Source organism: Uliginosibacterium sediminicola, from assembly GCF_039631295.1.
GTDB classification, from domain to species: Bacteria; Pseudomonadota; Gammaproteobacteria; order Burkholderiales; family Rhodocyclaceae; genus Viridibacterium; species Viridibacterium sediminicola.
Window position 1 is genome coordinate 517,383 of record NZ_JBDIVE010000001.1, and the last position, 22,578, is coordinate 539,960.

Consider the following 22,578-nt stretch of genomic DNA (forward strand, 5'->3'; position numbering starts at 1 on the left):
GTCAGGCTCCTGTGAAAACTCATGCAGTAAGGGGGGTAATCGAAATGTGCGGCGCGCTGCCCGGAGCCGAAGACTCCAGCAAGGGGAGTTCCAGCTTCAGACCGACGCGCGCCGCGGCGCTGGCAATATGCAGACGCATCAAACGATGGGCGGCTGCGGTGTCGTGGGCGATGACCGCCTCCAGCACGGCGCGATGCTCATGCGCAGGCATCCATTCGCTGTCCGGATCGGCAAAGGGCAGGCGCAGGCTGTGTGCGATGGGCGCTTCGAGCGAGTGAATGACGCTGGCCAGCATGGCATTGCCGGCAATCTCGGCAATCGCCAGATGGAAGGCCAGGTCCGCCTCCGAGGCGGCGAGCAGATCCGGGCGGCGCAGCGCTTCTTCCATCGCCTGCTGGATCTCGCTCAGGCGCTGCAGATCAGCTGCTTGCGCAGATTGCGCGGCCAGCGCTGCTGCGCCGGGCTCGACGATGGCGCGAAACTGGAAGACGACCTGTGGATCGTCGAACATCGGCGAGTTGGGTAGTTCGGCCGTGGCGCGCCCGGCGCCGTCGGTGACGAAAACGCCCTTGCCCGGCTGGATGTGCAGCATGCCTAGCGCCTCCAGCGTGGACACGGCCTCACGCAGGGCGCTGCGGCTGATGCCCAGCGAGGCGGCGAGCGCGCGCTGACCCGGCAGCATCGCGCCACGGGCGAACTGTCCTTCCTGGATCTGGCGTTGCAAAGCGCGGGCAGCAGTGCTGGAAATTTTCGGCATCTTCAAGCGGTCAGGCGGTCCACTGGTTGGACCGGTCAGACCAGCTAGAGCATCAGCTATGCCAGAACTTCAAAAATCCGCCGAAAATACTTCTAAGCCATTGCTGTAAAAGGCTTTGCGTTTCCCACATGAACACCGCAACACGCGCCACCCAAAGCGTCCGCAAGCACCATGCGCACTATCCGGGTGCAAGAATGCAGCCGCGCAAGGCGCTCAATCACGCGCTACTGGGCGCGCTGCATCGCTGCTCCACTCGCTCCATGAACCGGGGTAGAGCGCTGCACCGGAAAGGCCCGCCACCTCCATCGCCAGCAGGTTGTGGCAAGCCGTGACCCCCGAGCCACACTGGCCGATGACCGCTTCAGGTGCATAGTCGCCCAGCACCGCCAGCCATTCACTGCGCAACTGGGCGGGCGGCTTGAACAGGCCGTCTGCCGCCAGATTGTCTTTGAAGAAGCGGTTGCGCGCCCCGGGAATGTGCCCGGCCTGCGCGTCGAGGGTTTCGTTTTCGCCACGGAAGCGATCCGGCGCACGCGCATCGACCACCAGCTCTGCGGCGGCGTGCAGATTGGCCAGCACCTCACTGACCGAGCGCGTCCTGACCAGGGGCGCCCGACGCTGGAACGATGCCGGGGCAAGGTCCGCGGCAGGCCCCGCCTGCAGCGCACCGCCCGCCGCCAGCCAGGCTTGCCAGCCGCCATCGAGCACGCTCACCGCTTCATGACCGAGCCAGCGCAGCATCCACCACAAGCGTGCGGCATACATGCCGCCTTGCGCATCGTAGGCGATCACATGGGTCTCCGTGGCTATGCCTTGCGCAGCCAGACGCGCGACAAACAGATCAGGATCAGGCAGCGGGTGGCGGCCATTGCGCCCTGTTTTGGGTCCGGAGAGATCTTCATCCAGATGCAGGAAGCGCGCGCCGGGAATATGCCCGGCCAGATACGCCGCACGCCCGGCCTCGGGCGCCTGCAGATCGTGGCGCACATCCACCAAGCAGTACTGCGCTGAAGGCAGCGCCTGCAAGGCCGCCACGGACAACAAGGGACTGACTGAACTTTGCATGACAGACCTCACCAATGGAAAAACTATGCAACGCCGCTGCTTTTACCCAACTTTACGCCGGGCTCACACAAATTCACGCTGCGCGCGTCGTTGACGCAAACATCAACACAGTACTCGCCCCGGCCGCCGGACAATTCTAAATGGAGTCAGCTCATGGTTACCTCAGTCTCTTCAAGTACCAGCAGTAGCAGTATCAGCGCCAGCAGTAGCAGCGACAGCAGCAGCCAGATCAAGACCCTGGAAAAACAGCTCAAAACCTTGAAAAAGGAACTGTCCGACCTCGAAAAAGAGGAAACCAGCGAGGCCAATACGAAAAAGGCCGAAGCGCTGCAAAAGCAGATCGATGCCATCCAGGCGCAGATTGCACAGCTCAGGGAGCAGGAAGCGCAAGCCCGTGCCCAGGCGCAACAACGTGCTGCGCAAGAAAAGGTGGCCGAAAAGCAGACTGCCAGCAAGAGCGCCAACAACACCTCGGCGCTGGGCAACTACGTCGACGAACTGGCCTGAGATCGGTGCGCAGCCATCGATACGGGCGGCAAAGCGCTTCACAAGCGCACAGCTGCCCTGTAGGCTGATGGCCATTCTGTTGACCGGGCGCCGTGCTGGCGTGCGCCAGCCACGTGACACCGAGCTTCATCGACTTCCTGCACTTCGATTATCTGAGCTGGCTCACCGACATGGGTGAGAGCGGCATGATCGTACCGCTCAGCTGCGCGCTGTTGATCGTGCTCTGGCGCGTCGAATCAGCGCGCGCAGCCTGGCTGTTCGGGCGCAGCATGCTGATGGCAACGCTGGGCATCATCGCACTCAAACTGTTTTTCATGTGTGTGGGCGAGCGCCTGGGCAGCAGCATCGTCTCGCCCAGTGGCCATGCCTGCATGTCGAGCAGCTTTTACGGTCTGTGTGCCTGCCTGTTCTGGGCGCGCCAGCGCAATGTCCTGGGCATGCTCGGCATACTGGGCGCCGCCGCGCTGATCGTGGCCATCGCCGTATCGCGCGTGCAGATCGAGGCCCATTCCGTGCCCGAGGTCCTGCTCGGCAGCGGACTCGGGCTGCTGTCCGTAGCCCTCTTCGCCTTCGCCTATCTGCGCCAACCACCGGCACCGCTGCGCCAGGCCGGCGTCATGCTGTTCCTGCTGCCGGTGTGCCTGCTCAGCTACGGTTTGAGTTTTCCGGGCGAAGAACTGTTGCGCAGCGCCGTACCCTGGTTGCGCAGCAATCTGTGTTGCACGAGCTAAGTGCCGTTCAAGCACTGAGCGCCGCAGCTTGCGAACGCCCCGCGCAGGGCAGACGTACACAGACGCTGAGGCCACCGCTATCGCCATTGCGCGCGCTGACGCGGCCGCCATGGGCGATGATCGCGCGGCGCACGATGGACAAGCCCAGGCCAAAGCCGGTGCTACCACTCTCACCACGCACAAAGGGCTCGAAAATGTGCTCCAGCACATCAGGCGCCACCCCGGGCCCTTGGTCACTGACCTCCAGCACCAGCTCGTCAGCCGCTGCATCCATAGTCAAATCGACGCGCACGCATTGCGCGGCCGAGGAAAAGCGCAGGGCATTGCGCAGCAGATTGTCGAGTGAGCGACGCATCAGCTCGGTGCTACCACGCAGGATTGGCCATTCCTGTGTGATGCCATTGTCTTCCAAATTGGTCGCAATCTGCACACCCGAGCGCAGCGCCTCGAAGCGCGCATCGCTGATCACATGCAGAACCAGGCCTGCCAGATCGAAGTAATCGTCCAGCACCGGTGCGCCGCTTTCAATACGCGACAAAGCCAGCAGGCTGCCAACCAGCTCGTCCAGGCGATGAGCCTCTGCCTCGATGCGCGCCAGCGTCTCTTCGACGCGCTGCGGCTGGCTGCGTGCCAGCTCGGCTGCCACATGCAGACGCGCCAGCGGCGAACGCAGCTCATGTGAGACATCGTGCAGCAGCTGCTCGCGCGACCTGACCAGCTGCTCCAGCTGCGTCGCCATGCTGTCAAAGTCAGCGGCCAGATCAGCGATCTCGTCACGCCGTCCGCCCATGCCCGGCTGCAGACGTGTCGCAAACTCGCCCTTGGCCAGACGCGCAAAGCCTGCGCGCAGCACCTGTACCGGCCGCGTCAGATGCCAGGCCAGCGCAGCGCTGAACAGCAAGCCGAATACCGCGCAGAGCCACAGCATCGGCGGCGGGAAATCGAACGGCCCCGGCAATGGACCCAGCATTTCACGAATGTCGGGCTGATACTGCAGACGCTGGCGGCTGCCGTCCGGCAAGCTCACCTCGCGTGCAAAGGCCCTCGCCGGCAAGGCCTGTGACAGCGGCACGCGCTGCAACTGCGCACGACGCGTCGCCGGCCAGGTTTGCAACAGCGCCTGCAGGCCAGCCTCGCCGCCAAAGTGCAAGGCACTACTCGCGGCATCGAGCACATAGCCCGCCTGCAACTGCTCCAGCCGTGATTCACGCGGCTTGTGCGGCGCATCGATGAAGATCAGCAGCAGCCATACGCCCTCGGTAATCAACAGGAAGGTCAGCCAGAAGGCAAAAAGAATCTTCCAGAACAGGCGCCGCTTCATGTGCTCAGCTCCAGCCGGTAGCCGATACCGCGCACCGTCTCGATCTGCACTGCCGTGGCACCGGCCGCCTGCAGCTTCAGGCGCAGATTGCTGACGTGCACATCGATGCTGCGGTCATAGGCTTCGCGCTTGCGCCGCAATACCTGCTCGCACAGCTCGTCCTTGCTCAGCACCCGTCCAGCGGCGCGCAGCAACAACTCCAGCAGCTGAAATTCCGATGCGGTGAGTTCCACGTTTTGCCCGCCCCAGCTGACGCGATGCTGCGCGCTGTGCAGACTGAGCAGGCCCAACACCAGCTCATCGGGCGGCGGCGCGTCCTGGCTGCGCGAGCGCCGCAATACGGCGCGCAAACGCGCCAGCAACTCACGCGGATAGCAGGGCTTGGGCAGGTAATCATCGGCGCCCATTTCCAGTCCCAGCACGCGTTCGACGTTGTCGCCTTTGGCAGTGAGCATGATCACCGGCAGGTAGGCACTGGAGCGGCGCAGGGTACGCAAGACATCCAGCCCGCTCATGCGCGGCAGCATCACATCGAGGATCACCGCAGCGAAGCGTCCGGACAGCGCTGCCTCGACGCCGCGCTCGCCCGTCAGCGCGACGCTTACGCGAAACCCTTCAGACTCAAGGTATTCCTTGAGCATCTCGCCGAGCCCTACGTCATCGTCGACCAGCAAAATCTCCATCAGCTCTCCCCCTGATCTGCCGCTGTCGCGCGGTTTTGCTGCTACGCGCAGCTGCGCAATTTTGCATGGTCCTTACATCCTGAGCGCAGGCTTTACGTTTTCTTTACATGTTCCTTTCCCGTCCTTAACCGCAGAAGCTTGCGCAACCGATCAGAATGAAGGCTGTCCATACCTTGCTGCCTGGCCTTGAGAATGAAGCTCCCTCGCAAGAAAGTCCTGCTTTTCGGCGGCCTCGCCGCGTTGCTCGCCCTTGTCGGCGCGCTGCTTTACCGCACGGTCTTTGCACCGCCACCGCCGCCACCCTATGTCACCGCTACGGTCAGCCGCAGCGATATCGAGGATTCGGTGATTGCCACCGGCACCATCCAGTCCTATCGCCAGGTCAATGTCGGTGCACAGGCGTCCGGCCAGATCAAATCGCTCAAGGTCGCGCTGGGCGATACCGTCAAGCAGGGCCAGCTGGTGGCCGAGATCGATTCGCTGACCCAGCAGAACTCCCTGCGCAATGCCGAGGCCGCCTTGCAGAACAGCGAGGCACAGCTAGGTGCCAAGCAGGCACTTCTACGCCAGTACGAGCTGGCGCTCAAGCGCCAGAGCGAGATGCTCGCCGCCAATGCCAGCACACGCGAAGCCTACGAAGAGGCCGAAGCCAACCTGGCGACCACGCAGGCCGATATTGCCGCGCTCAAAGCGCAGATCACCCAGGCCAAGATCACGGTCGATACCGCCCGCCTGACCCTGGGCTATACGCGCATCACCGCGCCGATGGATGGCACGGTGGTCGCCATCATCAACAAGGAAGGGCAGACGGTAAACGCCAGCCAGAGCACGCCAACGATCATCATTCTGGCGCGCATGGACAAGGTCACCGTCAAGGCCGAAATCAGCGAGGCCGACGTACCGCGCGTCAAGCCAGGCCAGGCGGTGTATTTCAGCATCCTGGGAGATCCGCAGACACGCTATCGCAGCACCATTCGCGCCATCGAGCCGGCGCCCTCTTCGATCAGCGACTCCGCCAGCACCAGTACAACCACGACCACCACCAGCACCTCGTCGACGGCCATTTACTACAACGGCCTGCTCGATGTGCCCAACCCCGACGGCACCTTGCGCATCTCGATGACTACCGAGGTCCACATCGTGCTGGCGCAAGCCAAAGGGGTCTTGAGCATTCCGGCCACCGCACTGGGCGAACGTGACGCTCAGGGTGCTTACACGGTCAGCGTGGTGGATCGCGAAGGCCGCGCGCAGCCGCGCAAAGTGCACATTGGCCTCAACAACAAGCTTAGCGCCGAAGTGCTCGATGGCTTGCAGGAAGGCGAACGCATCGTGCTGAGCGAAGGCAGTACCACGCTGAGCACCAGCAGCACGCGGCGGCCCGGCCCGCCGCCGATGATGTAAGCAGGCACCGCGTCCATGACCGCACTGCTTGAACTGCGCGACGTCTGTCGCGACTACCCGGCCGGCGAACAGCGCCTGCGCGTGCTCGATCACGTCAATCTGCGCATCGACGCGGGCGAGATGGTGGCTATCGTCGGCGCCTCCGGCTCGGGCAAGTCGACGCTGATGAACATCCTCGGCTGCCTGGACCGACCGAGCGAAGGCAGCTATCGCGTCGCTGGCCGCGAAACCGGACAGCTGCTGGCCGACGAGCTGGCCGAGCTGCGTCGCGAGCACTTCGGCTTCATCTTCCAGCGCTACCACCTGCTGCCCGACCTCGATGCCGTCGGCAATACCGAAGTCCCCGCCATCTACGCCGGCAAGGCGCGGGACGCGCGTCAGCAGCGCGCCCGCGCGCTGCTCGAACGGCTCGGCATGGGCGAGCGCCTGCGCCACCGCCCAGGCCAGCTCTCCGGCGGCCAGCAACAGCGCGTCAGTATCGCCCGAGCCCTGATGAATGGTGGCCAGGTGATCCTCGCCGACGAGCCCTCCGGCGCGCTGGACAGTCACAGCGGCCTGGAAGTGATGAAGCTGCTCGGCGAACTGCATGCCGAAGGCCACACCGTCATCATCGTCACCCACGACATGCAGGTCGCCGCGCATGCCAAACGGATCATCGAGATCCGCGACGGACGCATCATCGCCGACCGGAGCAGCGCAGCGGACGACACAGCCGCATCGCAACCCCCTGCGCAAGACTTCAAGGCGGCCGCGCCTGCTGCAGCGAACTGGCAGGCGACGCGCGATCGCCTGGGTGAAGCATTGCGCATGTCGGTGCTGGCGCTGGTCAGCCATCGCCTGCGCAGCTTCCTGACCATGCTCGGCATCATCATCGGCATTGCCTCGGTGGTCTCGGTGGTGGCGCTTGGACAAGGCACGCGCGAGCGCATCCTCAAGGACATCTCGGCGATGGGCACCAACACCATCGATGTCTATCCCGGCAATGACTTCGGCGATCAGCGCTCCGGCGCGGTGCGCACCCTGGTGCCCAGCGATGCCCAGGCGCTGGCCGAGCAAGCCTATGTCGACAGCGTCACGCCTAGTGTGTCGAGCACTCTGGTGGCGCGCTATGGCAACGTCGCGGCGAGTGCTCAGGTCAGCGGCGTCGGCACGCAATACTTCCGCGTGCGCGGCCTCAAGATGGCCGAGGGCAGCGCCTTTGACACGCGCAGCGAGCAGAGTCTGGCGCAGGAGGTGGTGATCGACGACAACACGCGCAGCAAGCTGTTCGGCAAGCAACAACGCGTGCTCGGTGAAATCATCCTGCTCGGCAAGGTACCGATGCGCGTGATTGGTGTCACCAAGAAGCAGGAAAGCGGCTTCGGCAACAACAGCAGTCTCAACATCTGGACGCCCTACACCACGGCAATGGGTCGCCTTACCGGCCAGGCCTATCTGAAGAGCATTACCGTGCGGGTGCGCGACGGCGTATCCACGTCAGCCGCCGAGCAGGGCATCATCAAGCTGCTGAGCCTGCGTCACGGTCGCAAGGATGTATTTACCTTCAATTCCGACAGCATACGTCAGACGATCGAAAAAACAACCGCAGCCATGACCCTGCTGGTCTCGCTGATCGCCGTGATCTCGCTCGTGGTCGGCGGTATCGGCGTGATGAACATCATGCTTGTTTCAGTGACCGAGCGCACCGGCGAGATTGGCGTACGCATGGCCGTCGGCGCACGGCAGAGCGACATCATGCAGCAGTTCCTGATCGAGGCCGTGCTGGTCTGCCTGGCCGGCGGTATGCTGGGCGTCGCGCTGGCAGGCTGTGTCGGCGTGCTGGTCAGCAAAGTCAGCACAGACTTCAGCATGGTCTATTCGGCCTGGTCGATCATCGCCGCCTTCGCCTGCTCCACCCTGATTGGCCTGGTCTTCGGCTTCATGCCGGCGCGCAATGCCGCGCGGCTCAACCCGATCGATGCCTTGTCACGAGAATGAACATGACGCTTCGCCCCCTTCCGCTGGCCCTGTTACTGGCCTTGAGCCTGAGTGCCTGCACGACACTCGGCATCCACAGCAGCTACACCACGCCGGCCGCCCAGATCGCGCCGCAGTGGCAATACGCCAAAGATGCGCCCTCAGGCAATGCCGTCGCCGTCACGCAAGCCTGGTGGCAAGCCTTTGGCGATCCGGCGCTGAATGCCCTGATCCAGCAAAGCCTGGCGCGCAACAATGATCTGGCCGCCGCCACGCTGAAACTGCAGCGCGCGCGCCTGCAAGCCGGGCTCAGCGCCGAAGCACTCACGCCGACGCTCAGTGGCAGCCTGGGCACATCGACCCAGAGCTCGCTGCGCGAGCAGGGCAGCACCAGCCGCAGCGCCAGCGCACAGCTGCAAGCGGCCTGGGAAATCGATCTGTGGAACAAGCTTGGCAGCCAGCGCGACGCCAGCAACTGGGAAGCACAGGCCAGCGCGCAGGACCGCGAGAGCACGGCGCTGTCGCTGAGCGGCAGCATGGCGCGCCTGTACTGGCAGCAAGCCTATCTTGCCGAACGCATCCGCCATAGCGAGGACAGCGTCGCCTATGCCCAGCGCACGCTGGATCTGGTGCGCAGCAAACAAACCGCCGGCGCCGCATCGGGGCTGGATACCTTGCAGGCCGAACAAAGCCTGGCCAGCCAGCAAGCGTCCCACACCCAGCTGATACAACAGCGCAATGAAGCACTTAACTCATTGGCCCTGCTGCTCGACGGTGACGCGCCCGTCGCGCCCCTGCCTGCGCAATTGCCGCAAAGTGCCCTGCCTGCCGTGGACGCCGGTCTGCCGGCCAGCCTGCTCGCCAATCGGCCTGATCTGCGCGCTGCCGAGCTGCGCTTGCGCAGTACCCTGGCGACCGCCGACGCCACGCGCGCCAGTCTCTACCCGGCACTGACCCTGACCGGTACGCTGGGCAGCAGCAGCGATACGCTGCGACACGTGATGGAAAATCCGCTCGGTAGCCTGGCCAGCAATCTGAGCCTGCCTTTTCTGCAATGGACCACGACCCAGCTGAACATCAAGGTCGCCCAAGCTGACTATGACATTGCCGTGGTCAATTTCCGCCAGACGCTCTACACCGCGCTGGGAGACGTCAACAATGCCTTGTCGGCGCGCCAGCAGTACGCCGCGCAGGCGCAAGCGCTGCAAACCTCACTCAAGGCAGCGCGTGAAATCGAACGGCTCTATGAAGTGCGCTACCGCGCCGGTGGTGCAACTCTGCAGTCCTGGCTGGACGCGCAGGAAACGCGCCGCACGGCCGAGAACGCGCTGGCCGAGAACCATTACAACCGGCTGAGCAATCATGTCAGCCTGGTGCTGGCCCTCGGCGGCAGTGCGACTCTCGATGCGCCCTGAAACTCAGCGCAGCACGGGCGCCGGAAAGTGCTCGTGCCAGTGACGGGCGATGTCCACACGGCGGCATACCCATACACGGTCATGCCGCTCGATGTAGTCGAGGAATTTCTGCAGTGCGCGCAAGCGCCCCGGACGACCGAGCAGGCGGCAGTGCATGCCGATGCTGAGCATCTTTGGTGACTCTTCGCCCTCGGCGTACAGCACATCGAAACTGTCGCGCAGATAGGTGAAGAAATCCTCGCCTTGCGAATAGCCTTGCGGCAGGCTGAAGCGCATGTCATTGACGTCAAGCGTATAGGGTACGATCAGCTGCTGTGCCATGAAGCCGTCGCTCTTTTGCACGGGCAACCAGAACGGCAGGTCATCACCGTAGTAATCGCTGTCGTAGAGGAAGCCGCCGTAGTCGGCCACCAGGCGATGCGTATTCGGTGAGTCACGTCCGGTGTACCAACCCAGCGCACGTTCGCCGGTGAGGCGCTCGATGATTTCCATCCCGATGCGCATGTGTTCGCGCTCGGTCGCCTCGTCGATGTTCTGGTAGTGAATCCAGCGCCAGCCATGGCAGGCGATTTCGTGGCCGAGTTCCTTGAACGCCGCGGTCAGCTCGGGATGCCGCTCAAGCGCCATCGATACACCGAACACGGTCAGCGGCAGGCCACGCTTTTCGAACTCGCGCAGCAGGCGCCACACGCCGACACGCGAGCCATATTCGTAGATCGACTCCATTGACATGTGGCGATCGGCGAAGGCTGGCGGATTGAACATCTCGGAGAGGAACTGCTCGCTGCCAGCGTCGCCATGCAGCACGCTGTTTTCGCCGCCCTCCTCGTAGTTGAGGACGAATTGCACGGCGATCCTCGCCTTGCCCGGCCAGTTGGCATGCGGCGGATTGCGACCATAACCGATGAGGTCGCGCGGATAATTTTTGTCCATTTTCTCGAGCCCTTGTGAGACCGGCGTCATGCTGCGCGCACGACGCCTCAAGCGGGCAACCTTATCTTATTTAGCACCCGCGAGATACCAGGCGCCGATCTTGGCGCGCTCCTCGTCGGTCATGCCGGTAACGTTGCCCAGCGGCATGTTCTTGAGCTGTACCGAGCGCTCGTACACGCGCTGGGCGAACTGCTTGACGCGCTCCGGCGTATCGAGTTTCACGCCAGCTTGCGCCACCGGCATGATGCTCGGCTTGTCGGCGTGGCAAGCGCTACAGCGCGCCTGCGCGATGGCCGCAATCTCCGTCAGGCTGGGCGCAGCTTGGGTGCTATCAACCTGCTGATGCTTCGGCGCAATCCACACCAGCACGGCGAGAATGATCGCCATGCCCACAATCGGGAACTCCCAGCGATAGACGCCCTTGTGACGCAGATTGAAAAAGTGACGGATCAGCACACTGCCGAGCATGATCAGCATCAGCACCAGCCAGGCATGCGGATGGTTGTAGGTGCTGGCGTAGTGGTTGCTGATCATCGCGAACAGCACCGGCAGGGTCAGGTAGTTGTTGTGGTAGCTGCGCTGCTTGGCGCGCTTGCCCCAGATCGGGTCAACCTCACCACCGAGCTTCATCGTCGCCACCTGCTTGCGCTGCGCCGGGATGATCCAGAAGAACACATTGGCGCTCATCGTCGTGGCGATCATCGCGCCGACATGGATGTAGGCCGCTCGGCCGGACAGCAGATGGGTCAGCACATAGGCCACCACCGTCACAAAGGCCACGTAGATGATTGCAAACAGCAACTGGCTGCGTTCGATCAGCACCCGTGCGAGCTGGTCGTAGACCACCCAGCCAATCACCAGCGTACCCAGGCCGATGCCGACCGACTGCAAGGGCGTGATCGCCGAGATGCTCGGGTCGACCATGTAGGTCGATGCCTGAAAGTAATACAGCACCGAGATCAGCAGGAAGCCGGTAATCCAGGTGGAATACGAAGGCCAGAAGAAAAAGTGCAGGTCCTCCGGCAGCGTCTTGGGCGCATTGGTGTATTTCTGCGGATTGTAGAAACCGCCGCCGTGCATGGCCCACATTTCACCGCCGACGCCCGCTTCCTTGAGCTTGGGGTCGGTTGGCGGTTTGAGGCTGTTGTCCAGATAGACGAAGTAGAACGAAGCGCCGATCCAGGCGATGCCGACGATCAGATGCAACCAACGCAGCAGCATGCTGACGGCGTCGATAAGGTAAGAAGTATCCACGTGTGACTCCCTTGAAACAGGCCCCGCTTGGTGTGTTGGGGGCCCACACGACCCGGCTCAACCCGATTTCGTCGTGTCTTGTGTGAAGCACGCATCGCGCCCGCGCCTGCGCGCGCCGATGCCTGCTTCAAATACCTGTGTCCTGCGCTCAGCTGCCGCGGTAGGTGCTGTAACTCCAGGGCGAAACCAGCAGCGGTACGTGGTAGTGCGCGGTGGCATCGGCAATGCCGAAGTCCAGCGTCACCACGTCGAGGAAGGGCGGCTCCGACTGCGTCGTGCCGCGCGCGCCAAAATAGTCCGCCACCTCGAAGCGCAAGGAATACTTGCCGGGCAACATCTGATCGGCCTGCAGCAAAGGGGCATCGCAGCGGCCATCGGCATTGGTGCGGCCACTCACGATGGGGCTCGACTCGCCGGCACGATAGAGGGCAAAGCCCATATTGGCGGCCGGACAGCCGTTAGCGGTATCGAGCACATGTGTAGTCAGGCGGCCCATAGCTTTTCTTGCTCCAGATTGCGTGATTCGATTATAGGGACGCTACCCGCTCAGCAGTTGAATAGAGCCTATCGCAGGCCGGGCATAGTGAGCCCCTATCCGCGCAAAAACTCGCGCAAAACATCAGAGACGCCGCTGTACTGCGCGCCGTCGCGATCTGCGTCCGCACATCCTGCAGCAGCACTGGCTTGCAAGGCACGCGCCGCAGCACTGACGCTGTCGACCACCGCCAAACCAAGCTCTTCAGCCAATACATCCCCCAGCCCCGCCAACGCGGCGCCGCCGAGCACGATGGCATCGACAGGCTGGGCCTCCATGATCTGCAGGCACAGTTCGCCCAACACCTGCCGTGCGTAATCCGGTCGCGCAGCGAGCTCGGCACCGGACGCCGGCACGATGCGGATATCGGCCAGCTGCGCGGCCAGGCCGGCAGCCTGGGCGCGGCGCTGCAGGATCGCCGGCCAGCGCTGTCCGCCGGTGACGATGGCAAAGCGCCCGTAGCGGGCGGCCTCCTGCATCGCCGCTTCGGCCAGGCCGATCACCGGCACGCCGGCCAACTCGCGCAGCGCTTCGATGCCCGGATCACCAAAGCAGCCAATCAATACCGCATCGCATTGCCCGGCATGCGGTGCGAAGGCATCGAGACAGGCGTGCGCAGAAATGGCGTAGCTGGCCTCCGACGCAATGTAATCGGCACCGAAACGCGCCGTCGCGCGCAGCAACTGCCAATCGGCAGGCAGATGCGAGGCGATGTGATCACTGAGGATCTGCGTGACCTTGTCTGAGGTATTCGGATTGATGATCAGTGCGCGTGGCATCGTCGGTTAGGGCGCGAACAGGGTTTCGAGATCCGCACTGTCCGGTTCGTCGCTGACGAAGTGCAGGTTGCGTTCGAGTTGGGCGAGATGGCGCTTCATCAGCGATTTGGCGCTGCGCACATCGCCCGCATTCATCGCCGCCAGCAACTCGGTGTGCGCCTCGCAGCCACAACCGGGCGCATGCGCGGGTGCGCTTTCGTAAGTCATGAGGATCAGCGAGGTGCGCGAGATCAGCTCACGCAGCATCTTCTCCAGCGTGCGATTGGCGGCGATGGCCGCAATCGTCAGATGAAAATCGCCGGACAGACGAATCGCCACACGCCGCTTGCCGGCGCGGCGTGCGGACTCCTCATCGCTGATGAGACGTGAGAGGGTCGCAAAATCACGCGGCTGAGCGCGACTCATGCAGGCCTCGACAATACTCGGCTCGATCAGCTGGCGCGCACCGAACACTTCATGCGCTTCTTCAGGCGTGGGGCAACTCACTGAGGCGCCGCGATTGTGGGTGAGCACCACCAGCTGCTCGGCGGCCAAGCGGATCAGCACCTGACGGATGCGCGTGCGCGAGACGCCGAAGGCGCGGCCAAGCTTCTCCTCGACCAGCTTGGTGCCGGGCGCCAGACGATGATCAAGCACGGCATCGACGATGCGATCATAAATGTCCGCATCGCTGATCGGCGCCTCGGCGAGCGACTCGCTCATGTCGCCTGCAGCTTTCTGCCGCGCGCACGGCGGCGCACCAGGGCCATGATGCCAATGGCAAGCCCCACGACCAAAAAGGAGATTGCCGTGGTCAGCGTTCCCAGCGCGTAGATCACCGGCGTGGTGACTGTGGTGGTGAGGCCTTGCAATTCCAGCGGCAAGGTATTGAGGTCGCCGATGGCTTGCGAGGAGCGCGCGATTTCATCCCAGGACAAGGTGAAGCCGAACATGCCGACGCCCACCACCGAGGGCGCGATCAAGGGCAGCACGACGTGACGAAAGCTCTGCCAGGGCGTGGCGCCCAGATCGAGCGCGGCCTCTTCATACGCGCTGTTAAAACGATTGAACACCGCAAACATGACCAGCAGGCCAAACGGGAGTGTCCAAGTCAGCTGCGCGCCCAGTGCCGAGGTGTAAAGCCCCATGGTGGTGGTGAAGCTCTCACTCATGCCGGTCCAGCCGGCCCAGTCAAAGAGGAACTTGAGCGCCGTGTCGAGCAGACGGAAGGACAAACCCACGCCCAGCGAGACGATGATGGACGGCATGATCAGACTCGCCACCGCAACATAGAACAGCACATTGGCACCACGCATGCGTTTTCGGAAAGCCAGCGCTGCGCTGACCGAGAGCAGCACGGTCAGCGCGGTGACGAGCAGCCCCAGCTTGAGCGAGCGCATGAAGGCCGCGCCTATATCGACGACGCCGACGCCTTCCATCAACTTGGAGAACCAGTGCAACGACACCCCACGCATCGGGAAGGTCAAACCGCCCTCCGGCCCCTGGAAGCTGAGAATGAAGATGGTGATCGTCGGACCGTAAAGAAATAACAGGAACAAGGCGAAAAAAGCTGCCAGGGCATAGAAGCTGAAACCGCGTTTATCGTTCATCACAGCTCCTTGCGGATATCGACCAGACGCGTCAGCGCCCAGATGATCATCAACACGACCAGCAACAGGATTACCGCATTGGCCGCCGCCAGCGGAAACTGCAGATAGCTGGTCTGTACCTGGATGATCTTGCCCACCGAGGCGATCTGCTGCCCGCCCATCACGCCGATGGTGACAAAGTCCCCCATGACGATGGTGATGACGAAGATCGAACCGATGATGATGCCGGTACGTGACAAGGGCACGATCACATTCCACAGCGTCTGCCAGGGCGTGGCGCCGGCATCCAGCGCCGCCTCCAGCAGGGAACGGTCGATACGCATCATCGAATTGAAGATCGGCACGATCATGAAAATCGTGAACAGGTGGATGAAGGCCAATACCACCGAGAACGACGAGAACAACAGCCAGTCCTGCGGCTGCGACACCAGATGCGTATGCATCAGGAAATCATTGATCAGGCCATTGCGTCCCAGCAAGGGCACCCACGAGATCATGCGGATGACATTGGAGGTCCAGAACGGAATCGTGCACAGCAGGAACAGCACCGTCTGCATTGCCGTCGTGCGCACATGGAAGGCGAGGAAGTACGCCACCGTGAAGCCGATCACGAGGGTGAAAAACCAGGCCAGGAAGCAGAATTTCAGCGTCGAATAATAGGTTTTTAAGGTGACGCAGAGATCCGATGCATTGCTGCAGCCTTCGAAGATGGCCAGATAGTTCTTCGGCGTGAAGGCCGGAATCATCTCGTATTCAGTGGCATCCCAGAAACTCACCGCGACGATCAGCACCAGGGGCAGGATGAAGAACAGCACGAACACCAGCGCATAAGGCCCGGCCTGCAGCCAGGCTGGCGCACCACGGGAGAGCAGTTTTTTCAGGCTTGCAGACATGCACTTGTTCCGGTTTTCATCACGCACACGGCAGTCTGCATGGCGATCATCGCCATGCAGACTGCATTACTCAGCTCAGGCTGCGACGAACTCGTTCCACTTCTTGACCATGTACTCGTTCTCGTCCATCACCGCGTTCCAGCAAGCGATGCCGCCCATGCGCTGCTCGTACGAGCCACCATCCCGCACCGAGCCGGCCTTGGCCAGCAGCTCGCCATTGGGCGACTTGATGTCCTTGGTCGCCGCCTTGCCTTCCATCCAGTACGCCCACTCATAGGCCTCCATCTGCGCCTTGGCGGTCTCCAGCACCGCACTGTAGTAGCCCTGGCGGTTGAGGTAGGCACCCGCCCAGCCATCGAGGAACCAGTTGATGAATTCATACACCGCGTCGGCCTTCTTGCCGCTGACCGTCTTGGGCACGCCAAAGCCTGCCGCCCAGGCGCGATAGCCTTCCTTGAGCGGCTGGAAGGTACAGGGGATGCCCTTGGTACGCACCGCGGTCACGGCTGGCGACCACATCGACTGGATCACCACCTCACCGGAGGCCATCAGGTTCACCGATTCGTTGAAGTCCTTCCACAGCGCGCGGAACTGGCCGGCCTTCTTGGCTTCGATCAGGGTCTTGATGGTCAGGTCGATCTCGGCCTTGGTCATGTTGCCCTTGTCGGCGTATTTGTGGATGCCCATGGCTTCGACCACCATCGCAGCGTCCATGATGCCGATCGAAGGGATATTCAGAATGGCGGCCTTGCCCTTGAATTCAGGGTTGAGCAGCTCTTTCCAGGAGTCGATCGGGCGCTTGATCAGGTCGGGACGAATGCCCAGCGTGTCGGCGTTGTAGACCGTCGGAATGAGGGTCATGAATTGCGTCGGCGTGGCAGAGAACTTCTTGGCGCCCGGCCCTTCGACGAACATGACTTTCTTTGGCGCAGTCCCTTGGTCACCGACTTTCTTGCCCGCCACTTCACCCTTGGTGAACAGCGTGGTGATCTTGTCGGCGTTCTTGATCCGCTTGGTGTCGATGGCCAGCAGATTGCCCGTCGGCAGGATCTTCTTCAGCGAGAAGAATTCGGTATCGATCAGGTCGAAGGAATTCGGCGCCGTCACGGCGCGCTTGGTCACTTCATCAGTCGTCACCGGGATGTACTGGATCTCGATGCCGGTATCCGCCTTGAATTTCTCGGCAATCGCCTTGTCTTGATTGACGGCGGTACCCAGATAGCGCAGAACAAGCTTTTCGCTCGCCTTCACATAAGGGAAGCCGGTGATTGCCACGGCTGCAGCACCCGCCTTGAGCAGGGTGCGACGGCTTGCGTCGTGCGCCTGCCCGGTCTTGCTGGACGAATCCGAATCATGCTCTGCCATAGTACTCTCCATCTGTCGTTAAGAAGCGGCGGCCTCTGCATGATGCAAACGCTGCCTGGAAATCCATGCTGATGTACTAGCTGGCGAGTGCGTGCGCATCCTGCGCGCGCCAGCTGACCTGCAATTGCCGCCCCAGCTCGCAGGGCATGTTGTAGAACTCGGCCTCCGGCACCATCACCGACAGCTCATCACTCAGTTCGCTGAACAAGGAAACCAGCACATAACTGCCTTGGTATTCGACGGCACGCACCGTCGCCGGCAGCGACTGATCGGCAATCGGTGCGTCCGCCAGACGCATGTGGTCCGAGCGCACAGCAATCATCTGATCACCCAGACGCAGGATGTTGTGGCCGCCCATGAAGCGGGCAACGAATTCCGACACCGGCGCATTGAACAGATCGTGCGGCGTCGCCACCTGCTCGATGCGGCCGTGGTTCATCACCACAACCTGGTCGGCCAGCGCCATCGCCTCTTCCTGCGAGTGTGTGACGTGCACGAAAGTGAATCCGAGCTCCAGCTGCCAGCGTTTGAGCTCGGCACGCATGCGGATGCGCAGGAAAGGGTCGAGCGCCGACAGCGGTTCGTCGAGCAAGAGCACCTGCGGTTCGGTAATGAGCGCGCGCGCCAGCGCCACACGCTGCTGCTGGCCGCCCGATAGCTCGGCGGGCTTGCGCTGTGCGTAGCGCGCCATATCAACGCGTTCGAGCAGATCCAGCGCACGCTGCAGACGCTCGGCCTTGGCCACGCCGCGCATCTTGAGGCTGAAGGCGACGTTCTCCTGCGCCGTCAGATGCGGAAACAGGGCGTAGCTCTGAAACATCATCGCCGTTCCGCGCGCAGCGGCCGGCAAGACGGTGATATTGCGGTTACCGAGCAGGATGTCGCCATCACTGGCTTCCTCGTGGCCGGCGATCATGCGCAGGGTCGAGGTCTTGCCACAGCCGGACGGCCCCAGCAGACAACAGTAACTTCCCGCCGGGATGTTCAGATCGATGGCGTCGACTGCGGTGACATCACCGTAGCGTTTGCTGAGCTTGATGAGCTCAAGATTTCCCGACATAGGTCCCCCGGAGAAAATACTTGTCGTCCTGCGACTCGGGCAAGCCAAGCACCGTCCATGCCATGCGAAAAAACGCTGGGATCAAGATCGGACAAGCGCACCCAGCTCAGCTTTGCATACAATTTTTAGAAAAAATGCACACATAGTGTGCAGAGCGTAGCCCTGCATGACTCTTTATGAGGCACGACCACAACGCGCTGCGATGCATCAATATGCTTGCCGTCTGAATGGAGATATAAGAGCGTCTGTCTATGCGCCCAAGCCGCGATTGCCTAAGCTCTACGCAAACATCGAGGCAGCCGCCAATGGAGAGTTACGCATGATTTCCGCCCACGCCCTGTCGCAACTGCCACAGCAAGAATTCGTGGCCGCGCTGGAAGGCATCTTTGAACACTCGCCGTGGGTAGCCGAACGCGCCTGGCAGCGCGCACCTTTCGCGAATCGCGCGGCCCTGCTGGCCGCACTCGCCGAGAGCATGTACAGCGCGAGCCAGGCCGAGCAGCTGCAGCTCATCTGCGCCCACCCAGAACTGGCGGGCAAAGCCGCTGTGCGTGGCGAACTGACGGCGGAATCAAGCCGCGAACAAAGCGGTGCGCGCCTGGACGCCTGCTCACCCGAAGAGTTCGCGCGCCTGCAGACGCTCAATGCCGATTACCGCAGCAAGTTCGGCTTCCCGTTCATCCTGGCGGTACGCGGCTACGACCGCGCGCAGATCATCGAGCGCTTTGCCGAGCGCCTGGGCAATACGCCGGCCGATGAGTTTCAGGAAGCGCTGCGCCAGATCGAGCGCATCGCTGCGCTGCGCCTCGCCGAACGCGTCAGCGAGAGCTGAGGCGCCGGAAGAAGCGCAGCACTCAGGAGCAGATCAGACCGCCATCGGCATGCCGTGCAGACGCAGCGGCAAGCTCGGTGCGGCGTGCGCCGGCTTGCTGGAATGCTGGCGCGCCACAGACACGATCTGCTCGCGGAACCAGCGCGCTTCCTCGGCGTGGTGGGTACGGTCGTGCCACAACAGATAGAAGTTCATCGGCGGGAAATCGATCGGCGAGCGCGCGATGGCCAGCGGCAGCAGGCGGGCGTAGTGCTCGGCCAGCATGCGCGGGCTGGTAAAGATCATGTCTGATTCCAGCAGCATATAAGGCGCGAGATTGAAGTACGGCACCCAGGCCACGATATTGCGCTTGAGGCGCTCGCGCGCCAGATGCATGTCGATGACGCCACGGCGGCCGACACAGTAGGGCGTCGGCGCGACGTGCTCGGCCTCGATGTAGTGCTTCATGGTCAGCGGCCGGTCAACCAACGGGTGATCGGCGCGCATCAGACACACCACCTCATCCTCAAAGAGCGGCGAGATGCGCAGCTGCTCGGGCGGTTGCGGCCAGTTGCCGATGATCACATCGAGCTCGCCACTCTCCAGCGCCGTGGTGAAGTCCTGATCCGGGCCGAGCGAATGGAAAATGACCTGGGACAGCGGCGCAATGCGGCGCATCCGCGCCACGATGCGGCCGAGCAGCTTGGGCGTCAGGTAATCGGGCGTGGCGATGTTGAAGACGCGGCGCGTAGTGGCCGGATCGAAGCGCGTCTGATGGACGACGATGCTCTCGATATTGGCCAGCGCCTGCTTGACCGGCTCCAGCAGCGAGGCGCCCCGCTCGGTCGGCGTCATGCCGTTCTTGCTGCGCACCAGCAGCGGATCACCGGTCAGCTCGCGCAGACGGCGCAGGGCCGTGCTCACGGCCGGCTGCGACTGGTTCAGGCGCCGCGCCGCACGCGAGACGCTGCACTCGATCAACAGTGCGTGCAGCACCCTGAGTAGATGAACGTCCACCGACTCCCAGCTTGGGGTGTGTGACATGGCTTGCTCCCTGAAGTGATGAGCTTCATAAAGCAAAACGTATTCCCGTTATAGTTTTTCCGCACGTTGCGCCAGCTTGTGCAGCGCGTCCTGGACTTCCTGCAGTGACTCGGTGAACGCCGCGAACTCGGCTCTCGCCACCGTCGGCGCTCGGGTTTCCGCCGCATATTCGCGCAGATTCTGCTCCAGACGGCGGGCGCCATCCTGCGCATTGTTGAGCAGCTGTTCAAGACCCCGCTCGGCACGATGCGCCAAAGCCTGCCCCATCACGGGGCTCAGCGCGCCACCGATGTCCGGACGCAGGTGCCGCGCAATCCGTGCAATCGTCTCGGCAAAACCGGCATCGCCTTCGATGCGGGCCTGACTGAGCAGCTCCGCGCTGCTGGCAGGCAAGCTGCTCAGGGCCGCTGCGGGCAGTTCGATGCGCACATCCGGCTGTGCATCCGCTTCCAGAGGATCAAGCTCACCGCTGGCGCTCACCCGCATACGCAGCGTGATGCTCGCGAGCCGGACTTCAGCTGCTTTACCCGCATGTTCGCCCAAGGCCTTGCGTGCCCAGTCGGCGGAACGCAGCAGATGGTTGATGGGGCGCAGGGCTGCGCCTTGAAGAAAAGAGATCGGCATGACGCCACTTTAACAAAAGAAAACCCCCGCACGCGGCGGGGGTTTGATCTATCGGCAGCGCGCGATCACAGCACTTGCTGGATACCGGCCAAGGTCCAGCCGTGGGCACCATCACGCGGCTTGCTCAGATGCCAGACTTCGTCGAAGGGCGCCGGCGGGGCACCTGCCTCTTCGCGCAGCGAGCCGTAGAAGCGCACCGTCGTGATATAGCGATTGGCTTCTTCGACGACTTCGATCACATCGGCTTCAAGCACCACGACATCGGTCTTCTGCGTGGCACCGCGCCGCGAGTCGATATCAAGCTTGATCTCGGCAAACATCTCGGGCGTCGTGAACTCACGGATGTCTTCAAGATTGCCGGCATCGTTGGCGGCCTGCAGACGAATGAAGTTCACCTTGGCCTGACGCGTGAAAGCAGGCACATCAAAATCTGCCGGGATATTGGGTGCTTGTCCCGTTGCCGCAGCGGCATAGGCGCCACCACCAGCAGCCTGCGGCGCAGCTTCATACTGTGCCGGCGCCTGTTGTTGCCAGGCCGGACCAGCAGCCGTCGCAGGTTGCGGCGTACGCGGCTTCAGGAAACGACGCAGCAGGGCAAAGACGATCACGCCACCAATGACCAGCAGCAGCAGATTGGCAAAGTCCGCACCGAGACCCAGATGCGACATCAGCGCAGCCAGACCGATACCGGCAGCCAGACCGGCGAGCGGACCTGCCCAGCGACGCCAGCCGCTTTGTTGGGGAGCCGGAGCCGCCGCAGGCGCAGCCGCCGGTTGACGTTGCTGGTAGCTGGGCGGCATGGCCTGGCGCTGCGGAATCGAGCGCTGCATGCCAGTCGAGCCACCGCCACCGAGGCGTTTGGCTTCAGCGGTCTCGATCGAGATACCGACGGCACTGAAAACAAGGAAAACAGCGAGCAAGGCGCGCTTGAACATGAGAGTCTCCGTAAAGCGGCCGATTGGCCACATGTCTGTTAGATGCGGCCGCAGCCACAAAGTTCAAGTCGCAGCGTGATAGCCTTAACTGAGCCTTGACTGCGCCTGAACTGCGCTCAGAGTTTGTAGCCGCGATGCAGGGCGACAGCGCCTGCAGCGAGGTTGAAATACTCGGTGCGCGCCAAGCCAGCGTCGGCCAGCATCTGCTTGAGGGTTTCCTGATCCGGGTGCATGCGGATCGACTCGGCGAGGTACTTGTAGCTCTCGGCGTCACCCGCAACCTTCTGGCCCAGCCAGGGCAGGACCTTGAAGGAGTATAGGTCATAGGCCTTCGAGAGCGGCTCCCAGATCTTCGAGAACTCCAGCACCAGCAGACGGCCGCCGGGACGCAGCACACGGCGCATCTCGGCCAGTGCGACATCCTTGTGCGTCATGTTGCGCAGACCGAAAGCGACGGTAACGAGGTCGAAATGATTGTCGGGGAAAGGCAGCTTTTCCGCATCGCACTGCGCGACCGGCAGCAGGAAGCCCTTGTCGGTCGTGCGGTCGCGGCCAACGGTGAGCATCGCATTGTTGATGTCGGTGAGCCACACCTGGCCGGAGCGACCGACTTTCTTGGCGAAGGCCAGCGACAGGTCGGCCGTGCCGCCAGCGATGTCAAGCACGCGCTCGCCTTCGCGCACATTGGCGATCTGGATCGTGAACGCCTTCCACAGGCGGTGCATGCCGCCCGACATCAGATCGTTCATGATGTCGTACTTGCTGGCGACGGAGGAAAACACGCCGGCGACGCGACGTGCCTTCTCGGTTTCAGGCACGGTCTCGAAACCAAAGTGGGTGTTGTGCTCGCTCATGTGGGCATACTCGATTCTGAAGGCGTAGGCGCCTATTCTAGCCGAGCCGGGCAACTTTACAGCGCG

The 22,578-nt window shown here is 62.7% G+C and carries 23 protein-coding genes; 6 read left to right on the forward strand and 17 right to left on the reverse strand.

Annotated features, from left to right (window positions below):
- Window positions 1-19 precede the first annotated feature (19 nt).
- Window positions 20-757: a FadR/GntR family transcriptional regulator gene (locus tag ABDB84_RS02445; protein WP_345918087.1), complete on the reverse strand. Its 738-nt coding sequence runs from the start codon at window positions 755-757 to the stop codon at window positions 20-22.
- 213 nt (window positions 758-970) lie between these two features.
- Window positions 971-1,822: a sulfurtransferase gene (locus ABDB84_RS02450; RefSeq protein ID WP_345918088.1), complete on the reverse strand. Its 852-nt coding sequence runs from the start codon at window positions 1,820-1,822 to the stop codon at window positions 971-973.
- 153 nt (window positions 1,823-1,975) lie between these two features.
- Here ABDB84_RS02450 and ABDB84_RS02455 point away from each other — a divergent pair, with 153 nt between their 5' ends.
- Window positions 1,976-2,329 carry a FlxA-like family protein gene (locus ABDB84_RS02455; RefSeq protein WP_345918089.1) on the forward strand — a complete coding sequence of 118 codons (354 nt, stop codon included), beginning with the start codon at window positions 1,976-1,978 and terminating at the stop codon, window positions 2,327-2,329.
- A gap of 113 nt (window positions 2,330-2,442) precedes the next feature.
- A complete protein-coding gene (locus ABDB84_RS02460) occupies window positions 2,443-3,060 on the forward strand; it encodes a phosphatase PAP2 family protein (RefSeq protein ID WP_345918090.1) in 618 nt (205 codons plus the stop codon).
- A 7-nt stretch (window positions 3,061-3,067) separates the two neighbouring features.
- Here ABDB84_RS02460 and ABDB84_RS02465 read toward each other — a convergent pair whose 3' ends face one another.
- Together ABDB84_RS02465 and ABDB84_RS02470 are read right to left on the reverse strand one after the other, a co-directional pair.
- Window positions 3,068-4,381: a sensor histidine kinase gene (locus tag ABDB84_RS02465; RefSeq protein WP_345918091.1), complete on the reverse strand. Its 1,314-nt coding sequence runs from the start codon at window positions 4,379-4,381 to the stop codon at window positions 3,068-3,070.
- Window positions 4,378-5,064: a response regulator transcription factor gene (locus tag ABDB84_RS02470; RefSeq protein WP_345918092.1), complete on the reverse strand. Its 687-nt coding sequence runs from the start codon at window positions 5,062-5,064 to the stop codon at window positions 4,378-4,380. Before ABDB84_RS02470 ends, ABDB84_RS02465 begins: the two co-directional genes overlap by 4 nt.
- 192 nt (window positions 5,065-5,256) lie before the next feature.
- Here ABDB84_RS02470 and ABDB84_RS02475 point away from each other — a divergent pair, with 192 nt between their 5' ends.
- The 3 genes from ABDB84_RS02475 to ABDB84_RS02485 are packed head-to-tail and all read left to right on the forward strand — an operon-like array spanning window position 5,257 to window position 9,836.
- A complete protein-coding gene (locus ABDB84_RS02475) occupies window positions 5,257-6,465 on the forward strand; it encodes an efflux RND transporter periplasmic adaptor subunit (protein ID WP_345918093.1) in 1,209 nt (402 codons plus the stop codon).
- Between the two features lie 15 nt (window positions 6,466-6,480).
- Window positions 6,481-8,442, forward strand: a complete 1,962-nt coding sequence (locus ABDB84_RS02480; RefSeq protein WP_345918094.1) for a MacB family efflux pump subunit — start codon at window positions 6,481-6,483, stop codon at window positions 8,440-8,442.
- A gap of 2 nt (window positions 8,443-8,444) precedes the next feature.
- Window positions 8,445-9,836 (forward strand): efflux transporter outer membrane subunit, encoded by a 1,392-nt coding sequence (locus ABDB84_RS02485; protein ID WP_345918095.1) that lies wholly within the window; start codon window positions 8,445-8,447, stop codon window positions 9,834-9,836.
- Window positions 9,837-9,839: 3 nt separating this feature from the next.
- Here the strand turns inward: ABDB84_RS02485 and puuE are convergent, their stop codons facing one another.
- The 9 genes from puuE to ABDB84_RS02530 form a co-directional block, all read right to left on the reverse strand.
- Window positions 9,840-10,769 (reverse strand): allantoinase PuuE, encoded by a 930-nt coding sequence (gene puuE, locus ABDB84_RS02490; RefSeq protein WP_345918096.1) that lies wholly within the window; start codon window positions 10,767-10,769, stop codon window positions 9,840-9,842.
- A gap of 66 nt (window positions 10,770-10,835) precedes the next feature.
- Window positions 10,836-12,023: a urate hydroxylase PuuD gene (locus tag ABDB84_RS02495; RefSeq protein ID WP_345918097.1), complete on the reverse strand. Its 1,188-nt coding sequence runs from the start codon at window positions 12,021-12,023 to the stop codon at window positions 10,836-10,838.
- A gap of 148 nt (window positions 12,024-12,171) precedes the next feature.
- Window positions 12,172-12,519 (reverse strand): hydroxyisourate hydrolase, encoded by a 348-nt coding sequence (uraH, locus tag ABDB84_RS02500; protein WP_345918098.1) that lies wholly within the window; start codon window positions 12,517-12,519, stop codon window positions 12,172-12,174.
- 95 nt (window positions 12,520-12,614) lie between these two features.
- Entirely contained in the window at window positions 12,615-13,337 is a 723-nt protein-coding gene (locus ABDB84_RS02505) for an aspartate/glutamate racemase family protein (RefSeq protein ID WP_345918099.1), read from the reverse strand.
- A gap of 6 nt (window positions 13,338-13,343) precedes the next feature.
- Window positions 13,344-14,039 carry a GntR family transcriptional regulator gene (locus tag ABDB84_RS02510; RefSeq protein WP_345918100.1) on the reverse strand — a complete coding sequence of 232 codons (696 nt, stop codon included), beginning with the start codon at window positions 14,037-14,039 and terminating at the stop codon, window positions 13,344-13,346.
- The gene (locus ABDB84_RS02515; protein ID WP_345918101.1) at window positions 14,036-14,926 is read right to left on the reverse strand and encodes an ABC transporter permease; all 891 of its coding nucleotides are present in this window, start codon (window positions 14,924-14,926) and stop codon (window positions 14,036-14,038) included. The genes ABDB84_RS02510 and ABDB84_RS02515 overlap by 4 nt, the downstream gene beginning before the upstream one ends.
- Window positions 14,926-15,819 (reverse strand): ABC transporter permease, encoded by an 894-nt coding sequence (locus ABDB84_RS02520; RefSeq protein ID WP_345918102.1) that lies wholly within the window; start codon window positions 15,817-15,819, stop codon window positions 14,926-14,928. Before ABDB84_RS02520 ends, ABDB84_RS02515 begins: the two co-directional genes overlap by 1 nt.
- 75 nt (window positions 15,820-15,894) lie before the next feature.
- Entirely contained in the window at window positions 15,895-17,184 is a 1,290-nt protein-coding gene (locus ABDB84_RS02525) for an ABC transporter substrate-binding protein (protein WP_345918103.1), read from the reverse strand.
- A gap of 76 nt (window positions 17,185-17,260) precedes the next feature.
- A complete protein-coding gene (locus tag ABDB84_RS02530) occupies window positions 17,261-18,244 on the reverse strand; it encodes an ABC transporter ATP-binding protein (RefSeq protein WP_345918104.1) in 984 nt (327 codons plus the stop codon).
- A 319-nt stretch (window positions 18,245-18,563) separates the two neighbouring features.
- Between ABDB84_RS02530 and uraD the strand changes: the two genes are divergently transcribed.
- The gene (uraD, locus tag ABDB84_RS02535; protein WP_345918105.1) at window positions 18,564-19,076 is read left to right on the forward strand and encodes a 2-oxo-4-hydroxy-4-carboxy-5-ureidoimidazoline decarboxylase; all 513 of its coding nucleotides are present in this window, start codon (window positions 18,564-18,566) and stop codon (window positions 19,074-19,076) included.
- 33 nt (window positions 19,077-19,109) lie between these two features.
- On the opposite strand, the gene ABDB84_RS02540 is transcribed toward uraD, so the two are convergent.
- The 4 genes from ABDB84_RS02540 to ubiE form a co-directional block, all read right to left on the reverse strand.
- Window positions 19,110-20,099 carry a LysR substrate-binding domain-containing protein gene (locus tag ABDB84_RS02540; RefSeq protein ID WP_345918106.1) on the reverse strand — a complete coding sequence of 330 codons (990 nt, stop codon included), beginning with the start codon at window positions 20,097-20,099 and terminating at the stop codon, window positions 19,110-19,112.
- A 48-nt stretch (window positions 20,100-20,147) separates the two neighbouring features.
- The gene (locus ABDB84_RS02545) at window positions 20,148-20,723 is read right to left on the reverse strand and encodes a ubiquinone biosynthesis accessory factor UbiJ (protein WP_345918107.1); all 576 of its coding nucleotides are present in this window, start codon (window positions 20,721-20,723) and stop codon (window positions 20,148-20,150) included.
- A 65-nt stretch (window positions 20,724-20,788) separates the two neighbouring features.
- On the reverse strand, window positions 20,789-21,658 hold the full coding sequence (locus tag ABDB84_RS02550; protein WP_345918108.1) for a Tim44 domain-containing protein: 870 nt from the start codon (window positions 21,656-21,658) through the stop codon (window positions 20,789-20,791).
- Window positions 21,659-21,774: 116 nt separating this feature from the next.
- The gene (gene ubiE, locus ABDB84_RS02555) at window positions 21,775-22,512 is read right to left on the reverse strand and encodes a bifunctional demethylmenaquinone methyltransferase/2-methoxy-6-polyprenyl-1,4-benzoquinol methylase UbiE (RefSeq protein WP_345918109.1); all 738 of its coding nucleotides are present in this window, start codon (window positions 22,510-22,512) and stop codon (window positions 21,775-21,777) included.
- Window positions 22,513-22,578 lie beyond the last annotated feature (66 nt).